17 protein-coding genes and 2 pseudogenes are annotated in these 16,432 nt (G+C 70.2%); 7 read left to right on the top strand and 12 right to left on the bottom strand.

Features of this window, described 5'->3' with window-relative positions:
- Nucleotides 1-29: 29 nt before the first annotated feature.
- Complete coding sequence (locus EV371_RS21255) at nucleotides 30-1,274, bottom strand: AfsR/SARP family transcriptional regulator (protein ID WP_130463604.1); 1,245 nt, start codon at nucleotides 1,272-1,274, stop codon at nucleotides 30-32.
- A gap of 218 nt (nucleotides 1,275-1,492) precedes the next feature.
- Between EV371_RS21255 and EV371_RS21250 the strand changes: the two genes are divergently transcribed.
- Nucleotides 1,493-2,638: a phospholipase D-like domain-containing protein gene (locus EV371_RS21250; RefSeq protein WP_165436781.1), complete on the top strand. Its 1,146-nt coding sequence runs from the start codon at nucleotides 1,493-1,495 to the stop codon at nucleotides 2,636-2,638.
- Between the two features lie 97 nt (nucleotides 2,639-2,735).
- Here the strand turns inward: EV371_RS21250 and EV371_RS21245 are convergent, their stop codons facing one another.
- A complete protein-coding gene (locus tag EV371_RS21245; RefSeq protein WP_130463602.1) occupies nucleotides 2,736-3,734 on the bottom strand; it encodes an aldo/keto reductase in 999 nt (332 codons plus the stop codon).
- Nucleotides 3,735-3,862: 128 nt separating this feature from the next.
- Between EV371_RS21245 and EV371_RS21240 the strand changes: the two genes are divergently transcribed.
- Together EV371_RS21240 and EV371_RS21235 are read left to right on the top strand one after the other, a co-directional pair.
- The gene (locus EV371_RS21240) at nucleotides 3,863-4,723 is read left to right on the top strand and encodes an MmyB family transcriptional regulator (RefSeq protein ID WP_130463601.1); all 861 of its coding nucleotides are present in this window, start codon (nucleotides 3,863-3,865) and stop codon (nucleotides 4,721-4,723) included.
- Nucleotides 4,724-4,784: 61 nt separating this feature from the next.
- Complete coding sequence (locus tag EV371_RS21235) at nucleotides 4,785-4,991, top strand: hypothetical protein (protein WP_130463600.1); 207 nt, start codon at nucleotides 4,785-4,787, stop codon at nucleotides 4,989-4,991.
- A gap of 235 nt (nucleotides 4,992-5,226) precedes the next feature.
- On the opposite strand, the gene EV371_RS21230 is transcribed toward EV371_RS21235, so the two are convergent.
- The 3 genes and pseudogenes from EV371_RS21230 to EV371_RS21220 form a co-directional block, all read right to left on the bottom strand.
- A complete protein-coding gene (locus EV371_RS21230; RefSeq protein WP_130463599.1) occupies nucleotides 5,227-5,571 on the bottom strand; it encodes a hypothetical protein in 345 nt (114 codons plus the stop codon).
- 47 nt (nucleotides 5,572-5,618) lie between these two features.
- Nucleotides 5,619-5,951, bottom strand: coding sequence for a hypothetical protein (locus EV371_RS21225; RefSeq protein ID WP_130463598.1), 333 nt, complete (start codon nucleotides 5,949-5,951; stop codon nucleotides 5,619-5,621).
- Nucleotides 5,952-6,368: 417 nt separating this feature from the next.
- Nucleotides 6,369-6,587, bottom strand: a pseudogene (locus EV371_RS21220) (transposase); the annotation flags it as partial.
- Between the two features lie 255 nt (nucleotides 6,588-6,842).
- On the opposite strand from EV371_RS21220, the gene EV371_RS21215 reads away from it, so the two are divergent.
- A complete protein-coding gene (locus tag EV371_RS21215; protein ID WP_207230562.1) occupies nucleotides 6,843-8,063 on the top strand; it encodes an IS110 family RNA-guided transposase in 1,221 nt (406 codons plus the stop codon).
- A 1-nt stretch (nucleotide 8,064) separates the two neighbouring features.
- On the opposite strand, the pseudogene EV371_RS21210 reads toward EV371_RS21215, so the two are convergent.
- Nucleotides 8,065-9,063: pseudogene (locus EV371_RS21210) on the bottom strand (IS256 family transposase); the annotation flags it as partial.
- A gap of 309 nt (nucleotides 9,064-9,372) precedes the next feature.
- Here EV371_RS21210 and EV371_RS21205 point away from each other — a divergent pair.
- Nucleotides 9,373-10,092 (top strand): DUF998 domain-containing protein, encoded by a 720-nt coding sequence (locus EV371_RS21205; protein WP_130463597.1) that lies wholly within the window; start codon nucleotides 9,373-9,375, stop codon nucleotides 10,090-10,092.
- Nucleotides 10,093-10,128: 36 nt separating this feature from the next.
- Here the strand turns inward: EV371_RS21205 and EV371_RS21200 are convergent, their stop codons facing one another.
- From EV371_RS21200 to EV371_RS21175, 6 genes are all read right to left on the bottom strand, one after another.
- Nucleotides 10,129-10,704 carry an AAA family ATPase gene (locus EV371_RS21200; RefSeq protein WP_130463596.1) on the bottom strand — a complete coding sequence of 192 codons (576 nt, stop codon included), beginning with the start codon at nucleotides 10,702-10,704 and terminating at the stop codon, nucleotides 10,129-10,131.
- A gap of 134 nt (nucleotides 10,705-10,838) precedes the next feature.
- A complete protein-coding gene (locus EV371_RS21195; protein ID WP_130463595.1) occupies nucleotides 10,839-11,414 on the bottom strand; it encodes a hemerythrin domain-containing protein in 576 nt (191 codons plus the stop codon).
- On the bottom strand, nucleotides 11,411-11,737 hold the full coding sequence (locus EV371_RS21190; protein ID WP_130463594.1) for a hypothetical protein: 327 nt from the start codon (nucleotides 11,735-11,737) through the stop codon (nucleotides 11,411-11,413). Before EV371_RS21190 ends, EV371_RS21195 begins: the two co-directional genes overlap by 4 nt.
- A gap of 11 nt (nucleotides 11,738-11,748) precedes the next feature.
- Nucleotides 11,749-12,978 carry a putative manganese transporter gene (locus tag EV371_RS21185; RefSeq protein ID WP_130463593.1) on the bottom strand — a complete coding sequence of 410 codons (1,230 nt, stop codon included), beginning with the start codon at nucleotides 12,976-12,978 and terminating at the stop codon, nucleotides 11,749-11,751.
- 91 nt (nucleotides 12,979-13,069) lie between these two features.
- The gene (locus EV371_RS21180) at nucleotides 13,070-13,903 is read right to left on the bottom strand and encodes a manganese catalase (protein WP_130463592.1); all 834 of its coding nucleotides are present in this window, start codon (nucleotides 13,901-13,903) and stop codon (nucleotides 13,070-13,072) included.
- Nucleotides 13,904-13,986: 83 nt separating this feature from the next.
- A complete protein-coding gene (locus EV371_RS21175; protein WP_130463591.1) occupies nucleotides 13,987-14,775 on the bottom strand; it encodes an ATP-binding protein in 789 nt (262 codons plus the stop codon).
- Here EV371_RS21175 and EV371_RS21170 point away from each other — a divergent pair.
- Nucleotides 14,758-15,375 (top strand): response regulator transcription factor, encoded by a 618-nt coding sequence (locus EV371_RS21170; protein WP_349340101.1) that lies wholly within the window; start codon nucleotides 14,758-14,760, stop codon nucleotides 15,373-15,375. The genes EV371_RS21175 and EV371_RS21170 overlap by 18 nt on opposite strands.
- Nucleotides 15,376-15,641: 266 nt before the next feature.
- A complete protein-coding gene (locus tag EV371_RS21165) occupies nucleotides 15,642-16,397 on the top strand; it encodes an NAD(P)H-binding protein (protein WP_130463589.1) in 756 nt (251 codons plus the stop codon).
- Nucleotides 16,398-16,432: the final 35 nt, after the last annotated feature.

The raw sequence follows: 16,432 nt of genomic DNA, 5'->3' as shown, positions 1-16,432 counted from the left end.
GAGCAGGCCGGCGAACTCGTCCCGGCTGGTCACCGCCGCCGCCCGGTCCGGTGCACGGGCCGCGCGGGCGGTATCTGCTCGGCTGCCCGGGTGCTGTCCAGCAAGACCGAGATCCGCCGCCCGGCGAGGACGCCCCGGTAGAGCCCGGGTCGGGTGTCGGGGGTCACCGGCACCTGGCTGGCGGCCACGCCCAGCGCGTCGAGCAGCCCGCGGACCGCGTCGTACGGGCTCGCCGCCGCGCCACCCAGGTCGGAGCCGCGGAGGCTCAGCTGCGACCGCCCGCCGGTGAACGGCTCGGCCGGCCGAGCCGCCGCCCACTGCACCTCCAGGGTGGTCCGGCCGATTCCCGACGTACCGGTTAGGACGGTGATCACCACTTTCGCCGGGCGGTCCCAGTCGAGGGTGTCCAGCAACGAGTCGAGCGTGCCGAACTGTTCGCCCCGGCCAGCGGGGGCGACCAGGTTCGCCGGTGGCTGTCGTGGCCTCGGCAGGGCGGTCCGCACCGGCGTGTCCGGCGGTGGTGGGTCGAGGTCGGGGTCGGCGGCGAGGATCCGCTGGTGCAACTCCTGTAACGCCTGGCCCGGCAGCACGCCCAACTCGCGGGTGAGGACCTGGTACGCCTCCCGGTACGCCGCCAGCGCCGCCGCCCGCCGGTCGCACCGGTACAGGGCGAGCATCAGCTGGCCCCACAGCCCCTCCCACATCGGATAGGCCCGCACCAGTGGGTCGAGTTCGGTCGCCACCTGCTCGTGACAGCGCTCGGCCAGGGCGGCGTCGGCCCACCGCCGGACGACCTGCAACCGGCGCTGGTCCAGCCGATCAGCCTCCATCCCCAGGTAGGGTCCGCCGACCAGCCCCGCGAGCGCGGGCCCGCGCCACAGGTCGAGCGCGGCCCGCAGCCGCCGCACCGCGGTCGGGGTGTCGGCCCGGGCCAGCGCCTGGTCCCCCTCGGCGGCGAGCGCCTCGAACGTGTCCAGGTCCAGCTCGCCGGGGCGGACCTCCAGGCGGTACCCCCGCTGGTCGGTCGAGACCCGGGACCCGTCCTCACCGGCACCGACGAGGAGGGTGCGCAGGCCGACGACGTAGGTACGCAGGTTGGACTCCGCGGCGCGGGGTGGTGCCGCCCAGAGCGCCTCGGTGAGCTGGCCGAGGGCAACCGCCCGGTTGGCGTGCAGGAGCAGAGCCACCACCAGGGCAGGGCGCTTCGCACCGCCGAGCCGGAGCACCTGGCCGTTGCTGACTACCTCCACCGGACCGAGCAGCCGAAATTCCACGTCAACCCCCCGGATGTCACGACGCGCAGCGGATGTGGGGCCCGGAGCCTACCCGCAGGGGTCTCGATCCCAGTGATCGATTTCGTGCTAGTGGCGCCCTGTATCGCCTGTGCGAGGGCTGTGCGGAGCCTGGGCGGAGCACAGGCACACTGTGGAGCCGACGCCCGTATCCGGGTGCCCGGGACAGCCGACCCCGAACCGTCGGCGAAGGACAGCCCATGCTTCTGCGTCGTACCGCCGGACTGCTGGTCGCGGGTGGTCTCGCCGCGGCCGCGTTCCTGGCTCCGACAACCCCGGCGGTCGCGGCCGTCAGCTCCGGTGCGATCTTCAACAATCCCACCGTGGCCAGCCAGCAGTACGCCATCGTCGAGCACCTCCAGGGGTTGATCCAGGGCGCCGCCGTCGGTTCCACGATCCGGGTGGCGATCTACCACTTTTCGCTGACCCGGGTGTCCGACGACCTGATCGCGGCGCACGACCGCGGGGTCAACGTCCGGGTCGTGGTCGACAGCCAGTCCCGCGACTACCCCGCGGTGACCAACCTGATCGGCGCGCTGGGCACCAGCCGGGCCAACCCGTCCTGGGTGACCGTCTGCACCACCGGGCGGGCCTGCATCGGCAACCTCAACACGCCCATCATGCACAACAAGTTCTTCCTCTTCTCCGACACCTCCGGCTCGACGAACGTGCTGGTGCAGAGTTCGGCCAACCTGACCAGCGGCAACGCCGAGCGCTACTGGAACAACGCGGTGACGCTGGTCGGCAACACCGCCGTCTACAACTCCTACGTCAACTACCACAGCGACCTGGCCGCGAAGGTGAAGAACAACGACTACTACCGGACCACGTCCAGCGGGAACGCCAAGTCGTACTTCTTCCCGCGCGCCGGGTCGAGCGCCAGCACCGACACGATCTACAACATGCTCAACGAGAACGTCACCTGCCAGGGCAACACGTCGGTCGGCACCGAGACCGGGCGCACCATCATCCGGGTCGGGATGTGGCACTTCAGCCGCAACTCGATCGCGAACGAGCTGCGGGACCTCGCCAACCAGAAGTGCTGGGTGGAGGTCGTCTACACCGATGCTGACGTCGACGTGCCGAACATCCTCTCCGGACACAGCCGGATCAGGCTCTACCGGATCAGCGGGGACTACATCGTCCACTCGAAGTACATGCTGATCGAGGGGACGTACGCCGGGAAGCGGGACACCAAGTGGGTGGTGACCGGCAGCCACAACTACTCCAACGCCGCCCTGCGGGAGAACGACGAGGCTCTGCTGCGGATCCAGTCGGCGACGATCCACGACCAGTACCGGTCGAACTTCTGGGACCTACGAGCCGCAGGCAAGCTGGTCAGCTGACGCCCCCGAATACCAGCGGCGGTTCGTCGAGGCCCCCGGTGGGGCCCGCTCCCGAGCGGGTCCCGCCGGAGGGCCTGGTTCAGTTGCCGACGCCGGTTCAGTTGCCGACGCCGAGGGCTTCCATGAACGCGGGCGGGTACCGGTCGCCGCGCGCGGCACGCGGCGGCACCGCCCGCTCGGCCCCGGCGAGTTCACCCGCGCCGAGGCGGAGTTCCGCCGCGGGCAACGCCTCGGCCAGCCGCTCGCGGGTACGGGCACCGACCAGCGGCACGATGTCCCGACCCTGTGCGGCCACCCAGGCGATGGCGAGCTGGGCGACGGTGTGGCCCGACGCCTCGGCGACCCGCCGGAGCGCGGCCACCAGGGCGAGGTTGTGCTCCACGTTCCCGCTGGAGAACCGTGGGCTGAAACCGCGCAGGTCGCCGGGGCCGGCGACCTGGCCGGCGCGCCAGTGCCCGGAGAGGAGACCCCGGCCGAGGACGCCGTACGCGGTCAGGCCGATGCCCAACTCCCGCAGCGTCGGCAGGATCTCCGCCTCCACCGCGCGGGACAGCAACGAGTACTCGATCTGCAGGTCGGCGATCGGGTGCACGGCGTGTGCCCGGCGGATCGTCGCGGCGTCGACCTCGGAGAGCCCGACGTGCCGCACGTACCCGGCGTCGATCATCTCCTTGATCGCACCGACCGTCTCCTCGATCGGCACCGCCGGGTCCAGCCGGGCCGGACGGTAGACGTCGATGTAATCGACGCCGAGCCGGGTCAGCGAGTAGGCCAGAAAGTTCCGCACCGCCTCGGGCCGGTTGTCCTGCCCACCGAAGACGTGACCCGGCCCGCGCAGTGCACCGAACTTGACGCTGAGCAGGTAGCTGTCCCGATCCCGGCCGCGCAGCGCCTCGGCGAGCAGCAACTCGTTGTGGCCCATCGCGTAGAAGTCGCCGGTGTCGATCAGTGTGACGCCCGCCTCCAGCGCGGCGTGCACCGTGGCGATGCTCTCCGCGCGGTCGGCCGGACCGTACGCGCCGCCCGACATGCCCATCGCGCCCAGGCCGATGGCGGAGACGGTCGGCCCGGTGCGGCCCAGGGTTCGTGTCTGCATAGCGTTTTCCTCCGTCGTCGATGTCGTCACCCACCCTGCGCCGGTGCCGGGACGCGTGGAAGCGGAGCGTTCATCATGGGAGAGCTGCTCCCTGGACCTGCCCGCCGGCCGCGCGGGAGCATTGGCAGATGCAGCGTGAGCAGCTCGCCGACTTCCTGCGCCGCCGCCGCGAGGCGATCCGCCCGGCCGATGTCGGCATTGCCGAGGGTCCCCGCCGCCGTGCCGCCGGCCTGCGTCGGGAGGAGGTGGCCATGCTCGCCTGCATGTCGACGGACTATGTCGTACGTCTGGAGCAGGGCCGCAGCAGTCAGCCCTCGGCCCAACTGCTCGGCGCGCTGGCCCGGGCGTTGCGCCTCTCCGACGACGAGCGCGACCACCTCTTCCACCTGGCCGGCCACCGGCCCCCGCCGGCCGACGGGGTGGCCCGGCTGGCCCGCGCCGGCCTGCTGCGCATGCTCGACCTGCTCGGCGACACGCCGGCGCTGGTCCTGTCCGACCTGGGGGAGGTCTTCGCCCAGAACCGGGCGGCCCTGCTGCTGACCGGCGACCACACCAGCTTCTCCGGTGACCGCCGCTACGTCGTGTACCGCTGGTTCACCGACCCTGCCACCCGCGCCGTCCACCCGCCGGAGGAACACGAGCACCAGGCCCGTCGGCTCGTGGCCGACCTGCGCGCCGCCGCCGGCCGGCGATCCGGCGATCCGGTGGTCACCGGACTCGTCGAGCGGCTGCAGACCGCGAGCGCCGACTTCCGCCGGCTCTGGGCCGAGCACGAGGTGGCGGTCCGGCGTACCGACCGCAAGACCATCCTGCACCCGAGGGTGGGCCGGCTGCTGCTGGACTGCGAGACCCTGGTCACCCCCGACCAGCGTCAGCAGTTGCTGGTCTTCACCCCGGTCGACGCCGAGAGCCGTGAGCGGCTGAACCTGCTGCGGGTGCTCGGCACCGAGGAGTTTCCGGAGGGGCCCACGCGCGTGCCGCGACGGTGACCGGGCCGACCGGGTCGGCGACCCGCTACCCGGTCCGGCCGACGAGCCGGGCAGCTCATCGATGGTGCGGGTGGCGGTCGCCACCGCCGACCTGGTGTGGGTTCTCGGCGAAGGTGATCCGGGCCAGCGCGCTGACCAGCAGCGGATCAGATTCGGTGAGAAGCGCTACGGTGTCTTCTTCTCACCGAAACTGATCTCTCTGCTGGCCGCCGGTTGGTCTGTGGGTGGACAGGCGGTCGGCAACGCCTGCCAGTGCTGCGAGGTATGACGCCATAACCGCATCGACGGGTAGCCTGAAACGTAGCGTCCACGAGGGCTTCGAGAGCGGGGGTGACGATGGACTTCCCCACGCTGCTGAGATCCGCCTTTGGCCTGTTGATACCCGCTGCACTGCTACTGGCGGCGTTATGGGCGTTTGGTGTGATCCGGCGCAGGCTTACCGCGAGGCGGAACCGACAGACCGGAGGCGGTGGACTCGACTGAGCCCACCGCCCCTGGATCCGTCAACGCTGGGCGTCGATTAGCCCCTGACGTGCGACAACAGCTGCGTCAGTGGTGATGAGTAGCCCGACACCCGACCAGATTACGAGCGGTACGTAGCCCAAGGCTTCGGCGAGCTTGTTGATCCAGGCGACGCAATCCTCGATCGATTGCGTCGAGACGCCTAGATCAGTGGCGATCGTCTGGGTGGCAACCGGGCTGCCGGCCCGCTCGGCGAGATAGCGCACGAGGCCCTGGCCGTTGCTGTCGATCTTGCGGAGCAAGGCGCGAGCGTCGAACGCGACGTCGTGCCCGTTCGTGATCCACTCACGGGTCGGGTCGTTGGCGGGGTTCTCGTCGATCATCACCACTCCAGGGCTAACCATGCCTCCATGGCGGTGGCCGCTGCCGGCGGTCAGGCGGTGCAGGTGTCGGTCGCGCGACCGATGTAGGCATCATCCGAGTTGTAGTAGGCGGTCACCCACAACATGAAGGTACCGCTGAGCAGACTTGCATGGTCCCCGGTCGGAGTGCTCCATGATCCGCTCGACGACGCGTAGGGCCAGTTCTCGGTGGTCTTCCACCACTGGCCGTTGATGAACAGGTCGCGGTAGATGTGCAACTGCCTGTTGGGTTGGGCGTCCACGCCCCACCCCTTGTCCTGAACGTACCTCGTCGGAAGGATGTGGCAGGCGATGTCGGCGTAGACGATGGGGGCGAGTGCCTGTGGCTGGCTTGCCTTGGCCATGGCGAGTCTCGCAAGGGCTCCGCGCTCGTCCGTCCGGAAGAGATCGGGCGACAGCGAGGAAGCTGCCGACACTTCGCTGGGCCGAGCTGCGGCTGGTGAGGCTGCGGCGGCCAGGAGGGTGGCGACGATAAGTAAGATCGCGCTTCCCTGGTGTCCAACGCGTCGGATCACTCTCTGCACTTGTGTGCCTCCTTACCGTGGCATCAGTTCGGCCCGATGCTTCCAATGGGGAACCGGTAGACGGAACCCAAAAGTCGCATCCACGACCGTGGATATACGAAGAGTTTCCAAATTTTGCCCAACTCGCCTGGGTGGACGGAATCACGCACCCATGGCGGGAGGGCGCGACGGCGCCGTCAGCCAGCAAGATGAACATGGGTCTGTCAAGTTAACGGCTGATCTTGGTTGTTGAGGTGGTCAGTCGTTGGCCGGGGTGAGCCGGCCATCGAAGGCGAGCTGGAAGGCGTTCAACGGTGCCTTCCAGCGCATGGTCCACCGCCGGCGTCCGGTGCCGGTGGGGTCGAGGCTCATCAACGCCATGTAGACGCACTTGAGTGCTGCGGCCTCGTTCGGGAAGTGTCCGCGGGCGCGGACGGCCTTGCGGATACGGGCGTTGACCGACTCGATCGCGTTCGTACCCGGTATGAAATCAGGTGGAGGCCCGCGTGGTGTTCCGCTGGTCCGGCACTCTTGGTCGGGCATACGGTGTGACCGTCCGGAACAGGGGCCTTCGGGGAACACGTATGGGCAGGCCGTTCTTGCTCGATGGGCTGCGAGCCCGTGTTAGTAGTTGGCCGCCCCTGCGACTGGTCCGGCTGCGCTGCGAGCGCGTATCCGTAGGTGTCGTTCCGTCCCAGCGGTTCCCCACCGATCGAGCAGCGGAGGGAGCAGATGATGGTCCGCTATATCGGTATGGACGTGCACCGCGAGTTCGCGCAGCTGGCGGTCGTCGAGGACGGCCTCGTGCGTGACGAGGGCCGCATCGGCGTGACGTCGGAAGCGCTGCGGCAGTGGGCCGCCGGCCTACGGGCTGATGACCAGGTCGCGTTGGAAGCGACGGGTAACAGCGACGCGATCGCGACCCTGTTGACCCCTGTCGTCGGCCGGGTGGTGGTGTCGAACCCGTCGAAGACCCGGGCGATCGCGGAGGCGAAGGTCAAGACCGACAAGGTCGACGCCCGGATTCTGGCGCAGTTGCTGGCGGCGGACTTCCTGCCGCCGGTGTGGCTGCCCGACGAGCGGATCCGTAGCCTGCGGCGGCAGGTGACCCGCCGCGCTCACCTGGTGCGCCAGCGCACCAGGATCAAGAACCAGGTCCACGCGATCCTGGCCCGCAATCTCGTCCCGACGCCGCCGGTGTCGGACCTGTTCGGCAAGACCGGACGGCACTGGCTGTCTCGACAGCCGCTACCAGCCGACGAGTCTTCCAGCGTGCGGGCGCTGCTGCGGCAGTTGGACTTCCACGGTGAGGAACTCGCCGTCGTGGATAAGGAACTCGCAGTCGAGGCGTTCGCCGACCCGGCCGTCGCTCGGCTGATGACCATTCCCGGCGTCGACGCGATCGTGGCGATCTCGATCGTCGCCGCGGTGGGTGACTTCACCCGGTTCAGGGACGCGGACAAGCTCGTCGCCTATGTCGGGCTTAACCCGAAGGTGCGTCAGTCCGGGAACTCTGCGCCGGTGCACGGCCGGATCAGCAAGGCCGGACGGGCGCACGTGCGTGGCGTCCTGGTCGAAGCTGCCTGGTCCGCCAGCCGAGCCCCGGGACCGTTGCGCGCGTTCTTCCAACGCGTCAAGGCACGACGCGGGTTCCCGACCGCTGTGGTCGCCACCGCCCGGAAGATGACCGCCCTGGCCTGGCACTTGGTGACCAAGGACCAGGACTACGCCTTCGCCCGCCCAGGCCTGGTCGCGCACAAGCGGCGCAAGCTCGAACTCGCCACCGGAGCACCCTCACGGCGTGGCAACCACGGAACCCCGGGTGCGGCCTACAACGACAAGCAACGACGCGCTGCCGAGACCGCTGCCGTCGAACAGGCCGAACGCGCCTACGAGGTCTTCGTCGCGCACTGGCAACCACACAATCCGGCAAAAACCCGAGCGAAGACTTGACGATTTCATCCGTGGAGCAGATGACCTTGCGGATCTCCACGTCGAAGGCGAGGAAGGGCACGAACTCGGCCCAGGCGTTCTCCCACAGCTTCACGATCGCCGGGTACTTGCGGCCCCATGCCTCGGCGAACTCCAGGAACCGTTCAGTCGCGGCATCCTCGGTCGCCGCGGTGTAGACCGGCTTGAGCGCCTTGGCGATCTTGTCCCAGTCCTGGCGGGCCGCGTAGCGGAACGAGTTGCGCAGCAGGTGGACTACACACGTTTGAACGATCGTGCGGGGCCACACCGTCGCGACGGCGTCCGGCAGGCCCTTGAGCCCGTCGCAGACGAGCATCAACACGTCCTGAACGCCGCGGTTCTTCAGCTCGGTGAGCACATGCAGCCAGTGCTTGGCGCCCTCGCCGCCGTCACCAGCCCAGATCCCCAGGATGTCGCGGTGCCCGTCGACAGTGACCGCCATGGCCAGGTAGATCGGCCGGTTCGCAACCTGACCATCGCGGATCTTGACGTTGATAGCATCGATAAACACAACCGGATACACCCTGTCGAGAGGCCGGTTCTGCCACTCGGCCATGCCGTCCATGACCTTGTCGGTGATGGTGGATATGGTCTGCTTCGACACCTCGGCGCCGTAGACCTCGGCCAGGTGCGCGGCGATCTCCCCGTGGGTCAGACCCTTGGCCGACAACGACAGCACCATGTCGTCGACGCCGGTCAGGCGCCGCTGACGCTTGCGCACGATCTGCGGCTCGAACGTCCCGGCGGCATCGCGTGGGACCCGGACCTCGACCGGCCCGACATCGGTGAGCACGGTCTTGGCCCGGCTGCCGTTACGAGTGTTCCCGCTGCCCCGACCCGCCGGATCGTGCTTGTCATAGCCGACGTGGTCGGTGATCTCACCGTCCAACGCCGACTCCAGCACACGCTTGGTCAGCTGCTGCAGCAGCCCACCCTCGCCGGTCAACCGCAGCCCGTCACCACGAGCCCGATCGACCAGCATCGCGATCAACTGCTCATCCGTGACCGCACCCACCGGCCCAGCGGCCGGCTGTCCCACGGTGGTCTCGGTCGTCATCTGGCGTCTCTCCCTTGATCGGTCGATCAGCCGTTATTTGTACAGTCCCGTTCCGTGAGAACGGATCAGGTACGGATCAGGTCCAGTGAGAACGGATCAACTCCGCTGAGAACCCACACCTGGCCGCAGGCCTACCGGAACCGCCGCTGTCAACCGCAGTTGACAGCGCGGCGATGTCAACGTAAGTTGACAAACTCGACGGGTACCCGCCGGCACGGCCGAAAGGGGTCAGCGATGACCACCATCACCCTGCAACCCGCGAGCACGCCCCCCGCCCCGCGTCCCCGCCGGAGGACCCGGGCGCTGCTCCGCTGCGGCATCGTCGCCGGGCCGCTGTTCGTCCTGGCATTCCTGATCGAGGGCGCCACCCGCGACGACTACGACCCGTTGCGGCATCCGGTCAGTTCGCTCGCCCTTGGCCCCCATGGCTGGACCCAGACGGTCAACTTCCTCCTCTGCGGTCTGCTCACCCTGGCGTTCGCGGTCGGGGTGCGGCGGGCACTCGCGCCGGGCAGGGCGGCGACCTGGGGACCGTTGCTCATCGGAGTCTGGGCGATCGGGCTGCTCGGCGCGGGCGTGTTCGTCACCGACCCGATCAGCGGGTACCCACCCGGCACTCCGGAAGTGCCGGCCGAGTACACCACCTCCGGGGCGCTGCACGACGGGTTCGCCCTGTTCGCCTTCCCGGCGCTGGCAGCCGCCTGCTTCGTCTTCACCCGCAGGTTCGTCGGGGAGCGTCGGCACGGATGGGCGAGCTATTCGGCCCTCACCGGGCTCGCCTTCCTGGCCGGAGACATCCTGGCCAGCGCCGGATTCGCTCAGGTCGCCGGGCTCGTCGGCCTGGCCGGACTGTTCCAGCGGATCACCGTCGTCATCGGACTGCTCTGGCTCACCCTGCTCGCCGTCCACCTCCACGGCCAGCTCGCCGCCCCCGCCCGTCACGGCGCGGTCTGACGACCCACCCGCCGCCGCGACCGGACCGCATGGCAGCTACCTCTTCGACTGCCCGTCCTGACCCGGTCGGTCGGGCAGGGCAGTGCCGGCGAGGCCGAGCCTCTCCGCGATCCCGGTCGCGATCCGCTCCGCGTCCAGCTTCTCCGAGTCGAAGGTCAGATCGGCCGGGATCGTCGGCAACTGCTCTCGGAACCGTTGGTGCGCGCGGTGATGGAACCCGGGTTCGCGGGAGAGCACGCGGCCCGGGTCGGCCTGTGCGCGGGCGAACGTCACGGACACCGGAGCGTCGATGACGACCCACAGCACGGCCGCGTCGTCCGGAAGCGTACGGGTGAGTGCCGCGCGCTCCACGTCGGTGTGGAACGGTCCTACCGCCACGACGTACTCGACGTCCGAGCGCATCCACTGCCCGACGAGGGCACCGTGCGCCTCGTGGGCGGCGAACCACAACCCGGCCCTGCCCGCGCCGGGCGGGCCCACCATCGCCGCGACCTCGTCGACGTCCACGATCACGACGGTGCGGCCATCCCCGGTCAGCCGTCGGGTGAGCCGATCCGCGACGGTGTTCTTGCCGGCCGCGATCGGGCCGGTGAGGACCAGGAGCTGGGGCATGGCCCGAACCCTGCCACAGCCCGGCCCCGCCCCGATGCCCGGGTGTGCGCCCGTCCCGATGCCCGGGTGTGCGTACGTCCGCCACTGCCGACTGTCGACTCAGCACCGCCGGGCCGGCCCGGCCAGGTTCAGGGTCAGTCCTGGTCCCGATGGGATTCGCGCCAGTCGCGTACGGCGTCGCGGATCCGGTCGAAGACCGCCATCGGCGGGCCGGCCATCAGGTTCGCCGAGGCGGACTCGCCGGAATGTGGATGCGGGCGGGTCGGCGCCATCGACTCGGCGACGCGCAGTGCGCCCGCCATCCGGCCGAGCTGGGCCGCGGAGAGGCTGCGGCGCAGCGACGGGAACTCCTCCGTCTCCTCCCGGGTCGCGTGCGCGACGACCGCGTCGGCGAATCTCGCCAACCGGCGGTCGAAGTCCGGGTGGTCGACGCCGAGGTCGTAGAGGGCGGCGAGTTCGTGCTTGGCCTCGTCCTCCTCGTGCCGGAGCCGCCCGGCCACCGTGTCACCTCGGTCGATCTTGCGCTGCGCGACCGGGTGCACCACGATCTCCTCCGCGCTCTCGTGCACGGCGAGTAGCCGAACCAGATCCTGGAACAGCTCGCGCTTCTGGTTTCCCTCGGCGCGGCCGAGCTGGCCGAAGAGCGCCTTGATCTGCTGGTGCTGTTCGGTCAGCAGATCAAGGACGTCCTGCTTCACCCCTGCTGTCACGTTTCGTCACCCTCTCCGGTCCGGTCGACGTCGGTACGCTGCTGTTCCCGGCACAGCGGCTTCCATGTGTCCCGGGCTCCGGCCACCAGGGCTGGCAACATCTGCCATCCGCCATGGCCGACCAGGGCGACCGGGATCAGCACGGTCAGCGCCAGCAGACCGGCGGAGAGCCAGGGTGAGACCCCGGTGGAGAGCGCGACAGCGGTCAGGGCGGCGAGCACACCCAGTTTCCTCCGCGCCTGGCGCAGCGTGACGAAGTCACAGGCCCAGCCGTCGGTGCCGGGATCGGGCGGTACGACCGTCGGGGTGGTCGGGCTCGGCATCTCTGCCTCCTTCAGCGGAGTAGTACCAGGAGTCCCAGCCCGACCAGCAGGGCCGGGACGGTGGTTATCACCGTCGCCGTCGCGGCAGCGCGGCGGCGCAGCGCCGCCAGTGGGATCAGGGCATCCCCGTCCTGGCTGATCGCGTTCGCCACCAGCGTCGTCACGGGCAGGCCGCCGGTGACGAAGATGCCGGTGAAGACGATCTGTACGGCGCAGCCGGGGATGAGCCCGATCAGCGCTCCGACGAGCACACCGGCGACTCCGGCGAACGCCAGTTGGGAACCGTCGAATCCGGTGGTGGTGCTTAGGATCTGCCATCCGAGATAGGCCACCGCCACCCAGACGGTGATGAACGAGGCCTCGTGAGCGCTGTGCCGCAGTGCCTCCCGCCGGGTCGACGGAGAGGCGGTGGCCACCGTGTCGTCGGCGAACCGGCCCCGACCGGCGGCGAAGATGAGCAGCGCGACCAGGGTCCCGCAGCAGCCGAGTGCGAGGTAGGGGTCGACGCCGCCGAGCGCGCCGGTGAGGCGTCGCTGGTCGACGGCATGGAACACGACCGGTACCGACACCAGGAAGGCGGGCATGGTGAGTCCCCAGAAGACCAGGGACATCCCGGCGGGACGCCCGGGCTCGGCGCCGGCCGGCAGGGCAACGGCCAGGGTCGCCGACGCCGGGCGGGCGACGGGCGTTCCGGCCCGGTCGTCGGTGCCGGCCCGGGCCGCGGGGCACGCGGACGCGGCGCCCGTCGGCACGCTCGCGCCGTACGCCGGCACGGGGTCGCTCGCGCCGTACCCCGGCACGGCGGTCCGGCGTCGGCTCGACCGCCGCGTCCGGCCCGGGAGGGCGTTGGCCGGGTCGATCCCGAGCAGGTCCACCGTGTAGCCGGTGACCAGGCCCACGGCGAAGAGCAGTGCATGGATCCTGAGCGCGAAGACCGGATCGGCGGCGATGACCACCCAGGACGAGTCGCCCATGGTGGCCGCGAGGGCGGCGACGACCGTTCCGAAGGAGACCTTGCCGCGCGCGTACAGGGGCATCAGGATGATGGCGCCGCCGCAGCCAGGGCTGACGCCGAGCACGGCGCCGACCAGGGGGCCGAGCCGGGGGCGGAGGGTCAGATGGTCGGTGACCCGGTCGCCGTACCGCCAGCGTAGCCAGCCGAAGAGTGCGACCATCACCGCGACGTAGACCCCGACCTGCATGAACGCGTCCGCCAACGGGCGGGCGAATAGCTCGATCATGATCGTTGTCTTCCAGCTGGGCCGCGCCGGTCCGCCGTCGTGGCGACGGACCGGCGCAGCGGGACGGAATGGGACGGTGGGGCGCCGGCCGTCAGCTACCGGCCGGCGGCGTGCAGTGCAGGCGTGGGTCGCCCGGAGGAAGCTGCGGCGCCTCCGCGTGCGCGGTCGCGGTCGCCTGATAGCTGAAGCGCCCCTTGCCGTCGGGGCTCGGGCCGGCGGCCCACCGTCCCTCGGCCGCCTCCCCACCGGCGGAGAAGTCGATGTACTGGTAGGCGAACTGGTTCTCCTGCTCGGCGTCGGGGAACGCCTCCGGGACCGGCATCTCCTCGATGCCGTCCTCCTTGAGCTGCTCGATCGCGGCCAGCCACATGTTCTGGTGCATCGTGTCGCGGGCGAGCAGGAACCGCAGCATCTGCTTGACACCGGGATCGTCGGTCATGTTGAACAACCGGGCGACCTGGAGCCGGCCCTGGGCCTCCGCGGTGACGTTGAGGTGGAAGTCGGCGAGCAGGTTTCCGCTGGCGGTGATGAAGGAGCCGTTCCAGGGCACTCCGCTGCTGTCCACCGGCAACGGACCGCCGCCGGAATGGATGAAGTGCGCCGGATTCTGTCCCGAGTAGATGGCGGCCAGCATCGGGTTGTCCTCGGCGGCCGCCTCCTGCAGGGAGAGCGGAGCGCTGTCCAGCAGGCGGGCGATCATGACGCAGATCATCTCGACGTGCCCGATCTCCTCGGTGCCGACGTCGAGCAGCAGATCCTTGTACTTGCCGGGCAGGCGGCAACTCCAGCCCTGGAAGAGGTACTGGTTGGCGACCGTCATCTCGCCCCACTTGCCGCCGAGCACCTCCTGTAGGCGGCGGGCGAAGGCGGCGTCGGGCGCATCGGGCTTGGCCTCGAACTGCAGGTCCTTGATGTGGCTGAACACGGTGTCCTCCTGGTAGAAGCGGCAGACCGTGCCCGGGTACCCGTTCCGATGGCCCGGTGGGGTCAACCGGTGGCACCAAAGGGTCAGCAGGCGAGGGCGTCCGCGTCACCGGGGCGGCGGCGTCGCGGCGGCAGGCTCACCCGTACCGCGACGCCGTGCGCCGCGCGATACGCCGTGATCGTGCCGCCCTCCGCGGCGACCAGGTGCCGCACGATCCACAGGCCCAGCCCGGAAACTCCCGGCGGCGGCGCGGTACGGCGCAACGCGGCCAACAGCGGTTCGCACGACCGGCCCTCGTCGGTGACCACCAGGACCAGGGCCCCGGCCCGCACCGAGGCGCAGACCCGGACCCGACCCTCGGCGGGGCCGTGCCGCAGGGCGTTCTCCACCAGGTTGCGGAGAATCTGACGGACCCGGTCGGCGTGCACCAGCCGGCCACCGGCGCCACGGGTGAGCCGGACCGTCAACCGCTGCGGTGCCCCGGCGGCGACCGCGACCGGTAGCACCTGGCGCAGTGGGACCGGCTGGTCGACCGGTTCCGCCAGGCTCTGTGTCGTCGCCACCGCCTGCCGCCACAGGCCTGCCAGGTGTGTCGCCTGTTCCCGGGCGAGCGCGGCCATGGCACGCCGTTCGTCCGGGCGCAGCGCCGCTGAATCCTCGGCGAGGGCGCGGGTCAGTGAGCGCAGCGACTCGATCGGCGACCGCAGTTCGTGACAGAACATCCGCAGCAGCAGCGCCTGGTCGCCCGGTCGAGCACGGATACCGGCGGAATGAGCGGTCTCCGGCTGGCCGGGCATGATCGGGCGCAGAGCGGGAAACGCCGCCCCGTGTCCGAATCCGCGCCCCTCCGGCTCGTGCTGGTCGATGACCATCCCCTTTTCGTCCGCGGCCTCGAACTCCTGCTTCCGGCCAGCACCGAGGGGCGGGCCCGGCTCGTCGGATCGACCGGCGACGCCTCCGCCGCCGCTGCCACGGTCCGTCGCTGCGTACCCGATCTGGTCCTGGTCGACCTGCACATGCCCGCCCCGGGTGGGATCCGGGCCATCGCCGCGATCCGTCGCACCACCCCCCGGGTACGGATCGTCGCGATCTCCGGCCTCGACGACCTCGACCTCATGGTGCAGGCCCTGCGTGCCGGCGCGGAGGGTTACCTGCCGAAGAGCAGCGAGCCGGAGGAACTCCTGCCGCCGCTGCTGGCGATCCTGGACGGGTGGGCGGTGCTCCCCGCAGGCCTGCTCGCCGCCCTGCTCCGCCCGGCGCACAACGGACTGCCGGCGACGACCACGCTGGACGACGCGGAACGCCGTCTCCTGCAGCTTATTGCGAAGGGCTGCCGCACGGTCGAAATCGCTGAAGAGCTGAACTTCTCCGAGCGCACGGTGAAACGGCTTACCGCGTCGTTGCTACGCAAACTACGGGTGTCGAACCGGACGGAGGCGGCCGCCGTGGCCGGCAACGCCGGCCTGCTGTGAGCCTTCCACGCGATCTGCCGTCGGCATTGTGGGCGCAGGTCACCCGGGGACACCGATGACGTGTCAGGTCCGCTCACCGGGGGAGACACCAGGCCGGGGGAGACAGAAGGCCGGGGGGAGACACCAGGCCAGGGGAGACCGCGGACCCGGCGGGAGACAGTAGCCGGTAGTGGCCGTCCGGCCGCCGTCACGAACCACCGTCCCGCCCGGTCGTCCTGGATGACAGGGCGCGATCCGGCGCCACGGAACGGAACCAGAGGATCAAGATGAAGATCGTCGTTATCGGGGGCAGCGGACTCATCGGGAGCAAGGTCGTGGAGCTGCTCGCCGCGCAGGGGCACCAGGCGGTGGCGGCATCGCCGAGGAGTGGGGTGAACGCGGTCACCGGCGAAGGACTGGCCGAGGCGCTCGACGGAGCCGCGGTCGTCGTCGACGTGTCGAACGCACCGTCCTTCGAGCCGGCCGCCGCGCTGGAGTTCTTCGAGACGACCGCCCGGAATCTGCTCGCGGCCGAGGCGGCGGCCGGGGTGGGCCACCACGTGGCACTGTCGATCGTCGGCGCGGACCGGATGCCGAACGTCGGGTACATGCGGGCCAAGGTGGCGCAGGAGAAGGTCGTCGCGGCATCCGCGGTCCCGCACTCGATCGTGCGTGCGACCCAGTTCTTCGAGTTCCTCGACGCCATCGCCGATACCGGGACCGACGGCGACACCGTACGCCTGGGACCGGTGCTCTTCCAGCCGATCGCCGCCGACGACGTGGCGGCCACGGTGGCGGACGTCGCACTCGGTGCACCGGTCGGCGGCATCGTCGAGGTGACCGGCCCCGAGCGGTCCCGCCTCGACGAGGTGATCCGGTCGGTGCTGCGCGCGGAGCAGGATCCCCGGCAGGTGGTGAGCGATCCCGCCGCCGGATACTTCGGCGCCGTGGTGGCCGACGACGCGCTGGTCCCGCTCGGCGAGGCCCGGACCGGTAGCATCCGGCTGGCGGACCGGCGCGCGCTGGACACCGGCGGGAGGTAGCCGCAGGCATGCCCCGCTGGCCCCCCATCGGGTCC

The sequence above is a fragment of the Plantactinospora sp. CNZ321 genome (genome assembly GCF_004217235.1).
This window is presented reverse-complemented; position numbering and strand designations above follow the sequence as displayed.

Bases quoted from the DNA above. Each gene is read 5' to 3' on its own strand.
- EV371_RS21225 (WP_130463598.1), bottom strand. From the start codon at position 5,951: ATGGCCAAGGCAAGCCAGCCACAGGCACTCGCCCCCATCGTCTACGCC.
- EV371_RS21250 (WP_165436781.1), top strand. From the start codon at position 1,493: ATGCTTCTGCGTCGTACCGCCGGACTGCTGGTCGCGGGTGGTCTCGCC.
- EV371_RS21240 (WP_130463601.1), top strand. From the start codon at position 3,863: ATGCAGCGTGAGCAGCTCGCCGACTTCCTGCGCCGCCGCCGCGAGGCG.
- EV371_RS21165 (WP_130463589.1), top strand. From the start codon at position 15,642: ATGAAGATCGTCGTTATCGGGGGCAGCGGACTCATCGGGAGCAAGGTC.
- EV371_RS21215 (WP_207230562.1), top strand. From the start codon at position 6,843: ATGATGGTCCGCTATATCGGTATGGACGTGCACCGCGAGTTCGCGCAG.
- EV371_RS21205 (WP_130463597.1), top strand. From the start codon at position 9,373: ATGACCACCATCACCCTGCAACCCGCGAGCACGCCCCCCGCCCCGCGT.
- EV371_RS21190 (WP_130463594.1), bottom strand. From the start codon at position 11,737: ATGCCGAGCCCGACCACCCCGACGGTCGTACCGCCCGATCCCGGCACC.
- EV371_RS21200 (WP_130463596.1), bottom strand. From the start codon at position 10,704: ATGCCCCAGCTCCTGGTCCTCACCGGCCCGATCGCGGCCGGCAAGAAC.
- EV371_RS21185 (WP_130463593.1), bottom strand. From the start codon at position 12,978: ATGATCGAGCTATTCGCCCGCCCGTTGGCGGACGCGTTCATGCAGGTC.
- EV371_RS21235 (WP_130463600.1), top strand. From the start codon at position 4,785: ATGGTGCGGGTGGCGGTCGCCACCGCCGACCTGGTGTGGGTTCTCGGC.
- EV371_RS21175 (WP_130463591.1), bottom strand. From the start codon at position 14,775: ATGGTCATCGACCAGCACGAGCCGGAGGGGCGCGGATTCGGACACGGG.
- EV371_RS21245 (WP_130463602.1), bottom strand. From the start codon at position 3,734: ATGCAGACACGAACCCTGGGCCGCACCGGGCCGACCGTCTCCGCCATC.